Genomic DNA, 10,914 nt, shown 5'->3' with positions numbered 1-10,914 from the left:
CGCGCAGCACATCCAGGGTCTTCCCATCCTGGTGCTGCGCTTCGGTCTCGCCGACGCAGATGATGGCGGTGAGCCCGGCGCGGTAGGCCGCGAGCGCCTTGGCGTTAACCAAGGCATCGGTCTCGCCGTGATCCAGACGCCGCTCCGAGTGTCCGACGATGACGGCGGTCGCGCCCGCATCGGCCAGCATTTCGGCGGAGATATCGCCGGTATGGGCGCCCGAGACCAAGGGATGGCAGTCCTGGGCGCCAAGCGCGATGTCCGAGCCGTCGAGCGCTTCGGCGGCTCGGGTCAGCAGGGTCGCCGGGGGGCAAACCATGACATCGGCATCCGGGACCGGCGCCGCTTTCAGTCGCGCCCGCAAGTCCGCCAGCTCGCCAAGCGCGCTCCCCAGGCCGTTCATCTTCCAGTTGCCGGCGACAAGCGGCCTGATCGCGGTCACGTTTCTTCCCCCCGTTCGTGCCTTTACAGTGTCCGGCTAAAGCGGTTTTTCTGGTGTTTCTGCGTGTTGCCGCGCTGGCTCTTGCTACCTATGATGCGCGCGCCGCGCCGGACCGTCCTACCATCGGACGCCGGCGCGGATTTGGCAATTCATGATAGAGAAGGTGATCGAGGCGTGGCACTCGACAGATTGCGCCAAGGCGCGGCAAAAACGGTTGGCCTGATCCTGGTCGGTCTCCTGGTGGTGAGTTTCGCCGTCTGGGGAATCGCCGACATTTTCACGGGCTATGGTCAGCAGACCCTCATCCGCGTCGGCGACACGGAAATCACCGCGCAAGATTATGCGCGCGCCAGCAGGGACGTGCTGCGGTCCATGAGCCAGCAGGCAGGACGCAGCCTCAGCCTTCAGGAAGCGCGCGCGGCGGGACTCGATACACGCGTGCTCGAACGGCTGATCGGCGGCGCTGCGGTGGATACCCATGCTACGCATCTGGGCCTCGGCATCAGCGACGATGCGTTGCTCGCGCAGATCACGAAGGACCCGGCCTTCCAGGACGGCGCCGGGAACTTCAGCCCCCTCGCCTTCCAAGCCGCGCTGCGCAATATCGGCATGACCGAAGCGGGCTATCTCTATTCGCTGCGCGAACAGAACCTACGGCGGCAGCTGCTTGTCACTGTCGGCGAAGTGGCCAACAGCCCCAGGGCGCTGATCGATGCGATGAATCAGTTCAACGAGGAACGCCGCATCCTGAAATACGTCCTGGTGCCGAAATCCGCGGCCGAAGAGGTGAGCGCTCCGACCGAAGAGGACTTGAAGGCTTATTACGACAATCATCACGCCAAGTTCACGCAGCCGGAATATCGCAAGGTCGGCCTCATCGCCGTGACGCCGGAGACGGTCAAGGACCAGCTCAACATCACGGAGGACGATCTCAAGGCGGAATATGAGATCAAGAAGGACACTCTGGGGGCGCCGGAGCGCCGCCATGTGCAACAAATCGCTCTGCCCGATATCGGAGCCGCCAGGAAAGCTCACGAGAAGATCACGTCCGGCACGGACTTCGTCGAGATGGCCAAGGAGCTTGGCTTGACCGAGACCGATATCGACCTCGGCACCGTCGCCCGGAAGGATTTGGCCGACCCCACGATCGCGGAGGAGGCCTTCAAGCTCGAGAAGGATGCCGTGAGCGAACCCATCGAGGGCAAGCTCGGCGGCGTGGTCTTGATCCGTGTCACGGAGATCGAGCCCGGCAAGATCCCGAGCTTCGAAGAGGCCAAGGAAGACCTTGAGAAGGGAATTCTCAAAGACCGTGCCTCCGGCGCGATCTTCGACATGCATGACAAGGTGGAGGACGAGCTTGCGGCGGGATCGACCCTCGAGGAAGCGGCAGGCAAGCTCAAGCTCGACTACCAGGTCATCGACCAGGTGGACCGCGAAGGACGCAAACCCGACGGATCGACTGTCACATTGCCGGCGCAAAAGGATCTGCTGAACGGCATCTTCGCCACCGACGCCGGGATCGAGAACGACCCCATCGATGCGCGGGACGAAGGCGTCATCTGGTACGAGGTATTGGGCGTGACCCCGGAACAACTGAAGCCGTTCGATCAAGTGCGCGATGAGGTCGAGACGGACTGGCGCGCAGACGAGACGCGGAACCAGGTTGCCAAGCTCGCGCAAAAATTCGTCAGCCAATTGAGCAGCGGCAGCAAGACGCTGGAAGACGTGGCGAAGGAGCTCGATACCGAAGTGTTGCCGACCTCGGCGTTGAAGCGCGACGACATCACCGTGAACGTGCTGCCGCCGGCGGTATCGCAAGCGTTCGCTCTGCCGAAAGGTGGTTTCGGTTCGGCGGCCTCGGGCGTCGATGAGGGGCGCATCGTGTTTCGCGTGGACGAAATCGTCGAGCCGCCGGCAGTCGACGAGCGGGCGATCAATCAGCTCCAATCCCGCATCGGTCTTCTGCTCAGCGAAGACACGATCGCGGAATATTTCAGCGCGCTGGAAAGCCGTTACGGCGTAAGCGTCAATCAGCAGGCGCTTGCCAAGCTCGTGGGTAGCAGCGAGGAACCATGAGTGCGGCGCCTGCTTCGGTGACTCCGCTGCAGCGAGACGGTGGGTCGGCTCCGATCGAACCGGACTTCGCGGCGTTTGCGCGCCTCTACGACGAGGGCGTGCCGCAAGTCGTCTGGACGCGGCTGGTCGCCGATCTAGAGACACCCGTCTCCGCCATGCTCAAAGTGGCCAACGAGCGGCCCAACAGTTTCCTCCTTGAGTCCGTCGAAGGCGGCGCCACGCGCGGGCGCTATTCGATCATCGGCTGCGAGCCCGACCTGATCTGGCGGGCCGAAGGCAAGAAGGCCGAGATCAATCGCAGCCCTCAGGCCGATGCGGAAGCCTTCGCGCCCTCTCCGCAGCCGGCTCTCGCAAGCCTGCGCGCGCTCCTGGCCGAATCCGCGATCACGCTTCCCCAGGCGCTGCCGCCCATGGCGGCCGGCATTTTCGGCTATATGGGCTACGACACGGTGCGCCTGATCGAGCATTTGCCAGGCGGCGGACCCGATCCGCTCGAACTGCCCGACAGCATCCTGGTCCGGCCAACGCTGATCGTGATCTTCGACAGCGTCAAAGACGAGATGACCGTGGTCACGCCCGTGCGCGCCGCGCCCGGTGTGAGCGCCAAGGCGGCCTACGCACGCGCGGCCGATCGGTTGAACGTGGTCTTGGAGCGGCTCGACCAGCCATTGCCGCATGCGAGCGAGCTTGATGCGGACGCGCCTCACCCGGCGCCAAAAGCCACCACGGCGCCGGAGGCCTATATGGCCAAGGTGGCGCGGGCCCAAGAGTACATCGCCGCAGGCGACATCTTCCAAGTGGTGCTGAGCCAACGCTTCGAGGCGCCTTTCGAGCTGCCCTCGTTCTCGCTTTACCGTGCGCTCAGGCGGGTGAACCCGTCGCCCTTTCTTTATTATCTCAACTTCGGCGCTTTCGCCGTCGTGGGCTCGAGCCCGGAAATTCTGGTGCGGGTGCGCCAGGGCGAAGTCACCATCCGCCCCATCGCCGGGACCCGGCCGCGCGGCAAGACGCCGGAAGACGATAAGGCGCTGGCGGATGAGTTGCTGGCCGATGCCAAGGAGCGCGCCGAGCACTTGATGCTGCTCGATCTCGGGCGCAACGACGTGGGGCGGGTGTCGGAGGTGGGCAGCGTGCGCGTCACCGACAGTTTCTTCCTCGAATATTACAGCCAGGTCATGCACATCGTCTCCAATGTGGAAGGCAGGCTCGATGCGAATCATGACGCGGTCGACGCGCTGATGGCCGGTTTTCCGGCGGGGACCGTGTCGGGCGCGCCGAAGGTCCGCGCCATGGAGATCATCGACGAACTGGAAGACGCGGCGCGTGGCATCTATGCCGGCTGTGTCGGCTATTTCTCGGCCGACGGCGAGATGGACAGCTGCATCGTGCTCAGGACGTCGGTGGTGAAGGACGGCGTCATGTATGTGCAGGCCGGCGCCGGTATCGTGGCCGATTCCGTGCCGGAGCGCGAGCAGGCCGAATGTGTGAGCAAGGCCGGCGCGCTGTTCAAGGCAGCCGATGAGGCCGTGCGTTTTGCCACGCGCGGCAAGCGCGGCCAGTAAGTGAGCCAGGAGGCCGCGACGATGCTTACTCTCAGCCTCCTGCGTCACGCCAAGTCCAGTTGGAAGAACCCGTCACTCCCGGACCGCGAGCGGTCGCTCTCCACGCGGGGCGTGGCCGACGCGCCCGTGATGGGACGCGCCATGACCGAACGCGGCATCGACCCGGAGCTGGTGCTCTGCTCGTCGGCCCGCCGTACGGTTGACACCTTGGCGCTGGTGCTGCCGGAACTCAAAGTCGAGCCCAAGGTCCTCTATGAGGATGCGCTGTATCACGCGAGCCCGGCGGAGATGCTCGACATGCTTCGCGGACTTCAGCCCGGTTCGCGCCACGTCATGATCGTCGGGCACAATCCTGAAATGCAGGCGCTGGCGCTCGATCTGATCGGCGCCGGGCCCAAGCACATGCGCGACAAGCTGAAGGAGAAATTTCCGACCGCCGGACTCGCGGTGATCAACTTCACGGCGGGGCTCTGGTCGAGCGTGGACGTGAATAGCGGGAGCCTGGCGCTATTCCTGACGCCCAAGGAACTGCGGCCCGACCATTCCTCTTGAGCTTGACGGCCTGACAGCACGAGGCGTAACACCAAGCCATGCTGACCCTGATCGATAATTACGACAGCTTCACCTACAACCTCGTTCATTTCCTTGGAGAATTGGGCGCGGCTACGCAGGTCTACCGCAACGACAAGGTGACCGTGGACGAGGTTCTGGCGGAAGGTCCCGAAGCGATCGTGCTGTCGCCCGGCCCGTGCGATCCGGATCGCGCCGGTATTTGCCTCGAATTGATTCAGCGTGCCGCGCCGGTGGTGCCGATCTTGGGGGTCTGCCTCGGCCATCAGGCCATTGGCCAAGTCTATGGCGGCAACGTCATACGCGCGCCTTACCTAATGCATGGCAAGCTGTCCAAGGTCCATCATGCTGGAAAAGGCGTGTTCGCCGGCCTGCCCCAAGACTTCTCGGCGACGCGCTATCACTCGCTGGTCATTGACCGCGACACCCTGCCTGACGATCTGGAGATCACCGCCGAGACGGCGGACGGCATCATCATGGGTGTCCAGCACAAGACCTATCCGGTGCATGGCGTGCAGTTCCACCCCGAGAGCATCGCCTCGGAGCATGGGCATCAATTGCTCGCCAACTTCCTCGATCTCGCCCGGGTGGAGCGGCGCGCGCGCGGCGGCTCGGAAAGCGAAGCGGTCGGTGCCCTCTAGTCCTTCGGCGGTCGACGGCGCGGGCGCCGAGGGTCTGCGCACGGCCATCGGCAAAGTCGCGCGCGGCGAGACCCTCAATCAAAGCGAGGCGGCAAACGCCTTCGAGCAGATTATGTCGGGCGGCGCCACCGAGGCCCAGATCGGTGCGCTGCTGATGGGCTTGCATGTGCGGGGCGAGACGGTCGACGAGATTGCTGGAGCCGCGCGTGTGCTCCGAGCCAAGGCGTTGGCGGTGCGCGCGCCGGACGGTGCCATCGACACCTGCGGCACGGGCGGCGATGCCAAAGGCACGCACAATATCTCGACCTGCGCGGCCTTCGTGGTGGCCGGCGCCGGCGTGCCCGTGGCCAAGCACGGCAACAAGTCGATCTCCTCGCGTTCCGGTTCGGCCGACGTCCTCGGTGCGCTCGGCGTCAATCTCGACTGCGGTCCGGCGATCATCGAACGCTGCATCGCCGAATGCGGTCTCGGCTTCATGTTCGCGCCGGCGCATCACGCCGCCATGCGCCATGTGGCAAAGGTGCGGGGCGAACTCGGCGTGCGCACGATCTTCAATTTGCTCGGGCCGCTGGCCAACCCCGCCGGCACCAAGTTTCAAGTGGTCGGTGTTTTCGCCGAGAAATGGGTCGAGCCCATCGCCAACGTGCTGGGGCTTCTCGGTGTCGAGCGTGCCTGGGTGGTGCACGCGGCCGATGGTCTCGACGAGCTGACCACGACCACGATCAGCCACGTGGCGGCGTTGGATCGAGGGAAGGTCTCGACCTTCCGCATCTCGCCGCGGAACGCAGGTTTGGCCGACGCCAATCCTGACGACCTGATCGGCGGGGACGCGGTAGAGAACGCCGCGCATATCCGGGCGGTGCTGCAAGGAAACCAAGGCCCGTTGCGCGATATCGTGCTTCTGAACGCGGCCGCCGCACTGCTGGTCGCCGGCAAGGCGACCACGTTGCGCGACGGCGTGGCGCTCGCCGCGGACTCGATCGATAGCGGTAAGGCTATGAAGGTGTTGGAAGCGCTGGTGCAGCTCAGCCGTGATAAGGTCTGAGGCATGTCACAGGTGCTCGACCAGATTCTAAGCTACAAGCGCGACGAGGTCGTCACGGCTAAGAAAGCCGTGCCCGAGGCCGAGATGCGCGCGCGGGCCGAGAACGCGGCACCCGTGCGTCCCTTCTACAAGGCGCTGCGGGCGCGGGTCACCGATGGCGACTTTGCGCTCATCGCCGAGATCAAGAAGGCGAGCCCCTCCAAGGGTCTTATCAGAGCCGATTTCGATCCGCCCACCCTTGCGGTGGCCTATGAGGCGGGCGGTGCGGCCTGCCTTTCGGTGCTGACCGACGGGCCGTCGTTCCAGGGCGATCCGGAATATCTGACCATGGCGCGGGCGGCTTGCGCCCTTCCCGCCCTGCGCAAGGACTTCATGATCGACGCCTATCAGGTGTTCGAGGCGCGCGCCCTCGGCGCGGACTGCATTCTCATCATCATGGCGGCCGTCGATGATGTTTTGGCGCGCGATCTGGAATTTGCCGCGCGGGCCTGCGGCATGGATGTACTGGCCGAGGTCCATGACGAGGCGGAGCTCGACCGGGCGCTGCACTTAGGCACCAAGCTGATCGGCATCAACAACCGTGATCTCAAGACGTTCGATACGACCCTCGCCACCACGGAACGTCTGGCGCCGCGTGTGCCGGCCGATCGCATGGTGGTCGCGGAGAGCGGCATTTTCAGCCACGGCGATCTCGCGCGGCTTGCGCAAGCGGGTGTGCGCGCCTTCCTCGTTGGCGAAAGTTTGATGCGCCAGGCCGATGTCGCCACCGCGACGCGCGCCCTGCTCACGGGTGCCGAGGTTTCTTCGGAGGCCGCGCAATGAACGCACGTCTTTCGCATCTCAATGAGCGTGGCGAGGCCCGCATGGTGGACGTCTCGGAGAAGGCCGTGACCTCACGCACGGCGGTGGCCGAAGGCTTCGTGGCCATGGCGCCTGAGACGCTCGATATGATTCTTGAGGGCAATGCGCCGAAAGGCGACGTTCTGGCCACCGCGCGTCTCGCCGGCATCATGGGCGCCAAGAAAACGTCCGAGCTGATCCCGCTCTGCCATCCGCTACCGCTTACGCAGGTGGTGCTCGACTTCACGCCCTCGCGCGAGCCGTCCGGCATTCGCATCGAGGCGACAGCAAAAGTCGACGGCAAGACCGGGGTGGAGATGGAGGCGCTGACCGCCGTGACGGTCGCCTGCCTCACGCTCTACGACATGTGCAAAGCCGTCGATCGCGCCATGAGCTTCTCCGGCATACGGCTGGTCGAAAAGACCGGCGGCCGCTCCGGCGATTTCCGCGCATCCTGATAGCCCGATGGCGCTCCTTTCCGTCGATGACGCCTTGGCCCTTGTGCTCAAAGGGTTGGCGCCCCTCGACGTCGAGCAGGTCTCTCTTGCGGACGCACAAGATCGCGTCCTCGCCGAGGATCTTGCCGCCACGCTGACCCAGCCGCCGTTCGATGCCTCGGCCATGGATGGCTACGCGGTACGTTCCGCCGACGTTGCCGCCCTTCCCGCGACCTTGGAGGTCGTCGGCGAGGCAGCGGCCGGGGCGCGGTTCACCGGGACCATGAAGCCAGGCCAAGCGGTGCGGATTTTCACCGGGGCGCCGGTGCCTGACGGCGCCGATACCGTTGTCACTCAGGAGGACACGGAAGGGAGCGCTGCGCGCGTCGTCGTGAAGGCTGCCGCCTCCGCCGGCAAGCACATCCGCCCGCGGGGGCAGGACTTCAAGCAGGGCGAGGTGCTGCTCCGGCAAGGCACCACGCTTGGCCCCGCACCTTTGATGCTCGCGGCCTCCATGAACCACGCTGTACTCCCGGTCCGCCGGAGGCCGCAGGTCGCCATCCTGGCCACGGGCGATGAGGTGATGCCGCCCGGTAGCGGCCTCGGTCAGGACCAGATCGTCTCGTCCGCGGGGTATGGGGTGGCCGCCGCTGTTGCGGCCCATGGGGGTGAGGCCGTGGCTCTGGGCATCGCGCGCGACGATCCCGAGAGCATTGCGACCTTGGCCGGTACGGGCGCCGGGGCCGATATCCTGGTCACCATTGGCGGTGCCTCCGTTGGCGAACGCGATCTGGTGGCGAGCGCCCTTGAACGGGAAGGCCTCGTGCTTGAATTTGCGAAGGTCGCCATGCGGCCGGGGAAGCCGGTGCTCTTTGGGCGGCTGGGGACGCAACGGGTCTTGGGCCTGCCGGGCAATCCCGTCTCGGCGCTTTTATGTACCTATGTGTTCTTGGTGCCGATGCTGCGGGCCATGCTCGGCGTCCACGGGGACGGCGACCCGGTGCCTGAGGCTGTCTTAGGCGCGGATCTTCCTGCCAACGGGGAACGGCAGCATTACCTTCGCGCGACTTCGACCTGGCGCGAGGATGGGACGCGTGTGGTCCGCCCCCTGCCTTCGCAGGACTCATCGCTCGTGGCCGCTTTGGCGCAGGCGGACTGCCTCATCGTGCAGGTTCCACATGCTCCGGCCGCGCCACAGGGTGCGCGCGTAAAAATCCTTCCGCTTTCAGGCTAATTAAGAGCCCGGAAACCCGAATCACGCGAGCAAACAAACCGGAAACGGCCACGTCACGAACAATTCTTGGCGTTTGGGTTGCGGAACACAAATAGAACATCTATACTGTTCATGGTTTGTACAGGCGGGACGAGATTCGTTATCAGGCTCGAACAACCCGATACCTGATCGCTCGAAGGGGACCAGATGCTCACACTGAAGCAGAAAGAGCTTCTCATGTTCATCCATGAGCGGTTGAAAGAGACGGGCGTGCCGCCCTCGTTCGATGAGATGAAGGAGGCCCTCGACCTCAAGTCCAAGTCGGGCATTCATCGTCTGATCACCGCTTTGGAGGAGCGCGGCTTCATTCGCCGCCTGCCGCACCGGGCCCGGGCCATGGAGATCATTCGCCTGCCTGAATCCGTGCCGCAAGGCTTAGCTGCCCGCTCGCGTGGGTTCTCGCCCAGCGTGATCGAAGGCAGCCTGGGCCGTGTGCCACAGGTCGCGGAGGGCGAGGCCGTGCCGCAGACCGTGGCGGTCCCCGTCATGGGTCGAATCGCCGCCGGCGTGCCCGTGGAGGCCATCCAGACCCGGCTTTCGACCATCGAGGTGCCGCCGGAGCTGCTCGCCAAGGGCGAGCACTATGCGCTCGAGGTCAAAGGCGACTCGATGATCGATGCCGGCATCCTCGAAGGCGACACCATCATCGTCCGCAAATGCGATGACGCCACCAATGGCGACATCGTGGTGGCACTGGTCGACGAAGAGGAAGCCACGCTGAAGCGTTTGCGACGCCGGGGCGACTCGATTGCCCTGGAAGCCGCCAATGCCGCTTACGAGACCCGAATCTTCGGTCCGGACCGCGTGCGTGTGCAGGGCCGGCTCGTAGGGCTCATCCGCCGCTATTAGACGATTTCACTTGTTTTCGATGGGCTTCGCCCAAGGCCGGTTCCCGCGGGCTTTGGCGACAGTCTCCGTGCGGATCGACAGTCCTTCGATGTAGAGGGCGTGAGCGCCCTTTTCTTTCAACATGAGGCGGTCGACGATGACGCGGGCAGCGCGGCAATGCTTTCCGACCGTGAACGGGGCGACGACGATGTCGGCCACCCGGCAATCTTCCTCCAGCGCCCCCACCTCGCGCACCAGGGCCACCGTCTTTCCCTTCACACGGCCGATGCAGCCGAGGGGATCGCAACGGAAGGCGCTGGTCTCGGGGAGCGCGTCCGCATCCCGGTCGTCGCCGTCGGCCAGAAGCCAGTTCTCGACGCTATAGGTTGCGGCGGTGGCCGGCGGAAAGATGAGGTCGCCGCGGCTTCCGCGCAGAGCGGCCGTTGCACCTTCACGCTCGATGAGGACGTCCGGACGCTGGGCGGCGGGCGCCAGAGCGAGCCCCGCTGCCGCGATGACGAGACCCAGCGCGCGCATGCGCGTTTGCCACAGACACAGCCACAACCCGCCAAGCACGATCATGGCGAGCGCGGTGCCGGAGATCCGCGGCAGGATGGAGACGGCGCCGGGCCAGGACGCGACCCATTGCGCTGCCTCCACCATCAGCTCGATGCCGTACCATGGCCTGGAGGGGCCAGGCTTCGAGGCCGAACGGCATGGCGATGAGCGAGAGCAAGGCCATGGGCATGATCAAGAGGCTGACGAGCGGCGCCGCGATCATGTTGGCCACCAAGCCGAAATGAGTCATGCGGTGGAAATGATAGACGGCGAAAGGCGCCACGGCCGTGCCGGCGATCAGCGTGGTCAGGCCCGCACCGAAGACGAGCGCTCCGGTCCAGCGCACACCGCGCCAGGCCGGGCTCACGTCGGGCAGAAATTGGCGCTTCCGCCCGGCGAGCCATTCATAGAACGCGACCAGGCCGATTACCGCGGCGAAGGACATCTCGAAGCTTGGATCGAACAACGACTCGGGCGCCACCACAAGAATGGCTAGGGCGGCTAAGGCCACGTTGCGCATGGTGATGGCCGGCCGGTCGAGCATCACCGCGATGAGAAAGATGCTCATCATGATCCAGGCGCGCACGGTGGGCACCGCCGCGCCAGACAATGCCAAGTAGAAGGCGGCGGCGAGCAGCGCGA

The 10,914-nt window shown here is 65.1% G+C and carries 12 protein-coding genes; 9 read left to right on the top strand and 3 right to left on the bottom strand.

Translation table 11 applies throughout. The annotated features are described in order from the left end of the window. Window positions 1–403, bottom strand: a 403-nt coding sequence (locus tag AUC71_RS13180; RefSeq protein ID WP_244500958.1) for a triose-phosphate isomerase family protein, incomplete at its 3' end; no start/stop codon positions are given. A gap of 213 nt (window positions 404–616) precedes the next feature. Here AUC71_RS13180 and AUC71_RS13175 point away from each other — a divergent pair. From AUC71_RS13175 to lexA, 9 genes are all read left to right on the top strand, one after another. Further along, on the top strand, window positions 617–2,518 hold the full coding sequence (locus AUC71_RS13175; protein WP_158007847.1) for a peptidyl-prolyl cis-trans isomerase: 1,902 nt from the start codon (window positions 617–619) through the stop codon (window positions 2,516–2,518). Beyond that, entirely contained in the window at window positions 2,515–4,080 is a 1,566-nt protein-coding gene (gene trpE / locus AUC71_RS13170) for an anthranilate synthase component I (RefSeq protein WP_069624624.1), read from the top strand. Before AUC71_RS13175 ends, trpE begins: the two co-directional genes overlap by 4 nt. Window positions 4,081–4,101: 21 nt before the next feature. Then, window positions 4,102–4,632, top strand: a complete 531-nt coding sequence (locus AUC71_RS13165) for a SixA phosphatase family protein (RefSeq protein ID WP_069624627.1) — start codon at window positions 4,102–4,104, stop codon at window positions 4,630–4,632. 38 nt (window positions 4,633–4,670) lie between these two features. Further along, window positions 4,671–5,291, top strand: a complete 621-nt coding sequence (locus AUC71_RS13160; RefSeq protein ID WP_069624623.1) for an anthranilate synthase component II — start codon at window positions 4,671–4,673, stop codon at window positions 5,289–5,291. Then, window positions 5,281–6,336: an anthranilate phosphoribosyltransferase gene (gene trpD, locus AUC71_RS13155; protein WP_244500956.1), complete on the top strand. Its 1,056-nt coding sequence runs from the start codon at window positions 5,281–5,283 to the stop codon at window positions 6,334–6,336. The genes AUC71_RS13160 and trpD overlap by 11 nt, the downstream gene beginning before the upstream one ends. A gap of 3 nt (window positions 6,337–6,339) precedes the next feature. Beyond that, window positions 6,340–7,158, top strand: coding sequence for an indole-3-glycerol phosphate synthase TrpC (trpC, locus tag AUC71_RS13150; protein WP_069624622.1), 819 nt, complete (start codon window positions 6,340–6,342; stop codon window positions 7,156–7,158). Further along, complete coding sequence (moaC, locus tag AUC71_RS13145) at window positions 7,155–7,634, top strand: cyclic pyranopterin monophosphate synthase MoaC (RefSeq protein WP_069624621.1); 480 nt, start codon at window positions 7,155–7,157, stop codon at window positions 7,632–7,634. Before trpC ends, moaC begins: the two co-directional genes overlap by 4 nt. Before the next feature lie 7 nt (window positions 7,635–7,641). Beyond that, window positions 7,642–8,847 carry a molybdopterin molybdotransferase MoeA gene (locus tag AUC71_RS13140; RefSeq protein WP_069624620.1) on the top strand — a complete coding sequence of 402 codons (1,206 nt, stop codon included), beginning with the start codon at window positions 7,642–7,644 and terminating at the stop codon, window positions 8,845–8,847. 186 nt (window positions 8,848–9,033) lie between these two features. Then, complete coding sequence (lexA, locus tag AUC71_RS13135) at window positions 9,034–9,735, top strand: transcriptional repressor LexA (protein ID WP_069624619.1); 702 nt, start codon at window positions 9,034–9,036, stop codon at window positions 9,733–9,735. A gap of 6 nt (window positions 9,736–9,741) precedes the next feature. Here lexA and AUC71_RS13130 read toward each other — a convergent pair whose 3' ends face one another. Together AUC71_RS13130 and AUC71_RS13125 are read right to left on the bottom strand one after the other, a co-directional pair. Next, a complete protein-coding gene (locus AUC71_RS13130) occupies window positions 9,742–10,251 on the bottom strand; it encodes a hypothetical protein (protein ID WP_069624618.1) in 510 nt (169 codons plus the stop codon). Next, window positions 10,166–10,914 (bottom strand): ComEC/Rec2 family competence protein (locus AUC71_RS13125; protein WP_141701691.1); only part of this gene is annotated, 749 nt, incomplete at its 5' end. The genes AUC71_RS13125 and AUC71_RS13130, both read right to left, overlap by 86 nt.

Source organism: Methyloceanibacter marginalis, from assembly GCF_001723295.1.
Taxonomy (GTDB): domain Bacteria; phylum Pseudomonadota; class Alphaproteobacteria; order Rhizobiales; family Methyloligellaceae; genus Methyloceanibacter; species Methyloceanibacter marginalis.
This window is presented reverse-complemented; position numbering and strand designations above follow the sequence as displayed.

Excerpts from the sequence above, each read along its gene's own strand:
- trpE (WP_069624624.1), top strand. The coding sequence starts at position 2,515 with ATGAGTGCGGCGCCTGCTTCGGTGACTCCGCTGCAGCGAGACGGTGGG.
- AUC71_RS13165 (WP_069624627.1), top strand. The coding sequence starts at position 4,102 with ATGCTTACTCTCAGCCTCCTGCGTCACGCCAAGTCCAGTTGGAAGAAC.
- AUC71_RS13160 (WP_069624623.1), top strand. The coding sequence starts at position 4,671 with ATGCTGACCCTGATCGATAATTACGACAGCTTCACCTACAACCTCGTT.
- trpC (WP_069624622.1), top strand. The coding sequence starts at position 6,340 with ATGTCACAGGTGCTCGACCAGATTCTAAGCTACAAGCGCGACGAGGTC.
- moaC (WP_069624621.1), top strand. The coding sequence starts at position 7,155 with ATGAACGCACGTCTTTCGCATCTCAATGAGCGTGGCGAGGCCCGCATG.
- AUC71_RS13140 (WP_069624620.1), top strand. The coding sequence starts at position 7,642 with ATGGCGCTCCTTTCCGTCGATGACGCCTTGGCCCTTGTGCTCAAAGGG.
- lexA (WP_069624619.1), top strand. The coding sequence starts at position 9,034 with ATGCTCACACTGAAGCAGAAAGAGCTTCTCATGTTCATCCATGAGCGG.
- AUC71_RS13130 (WP_069624618.1), bottom strand. The coding sequence starts at position 10,251 with ATGCGCGCGCTGGGTCTCGTCATCGCGGCAGCGGGGCTCGCTCTGGCG.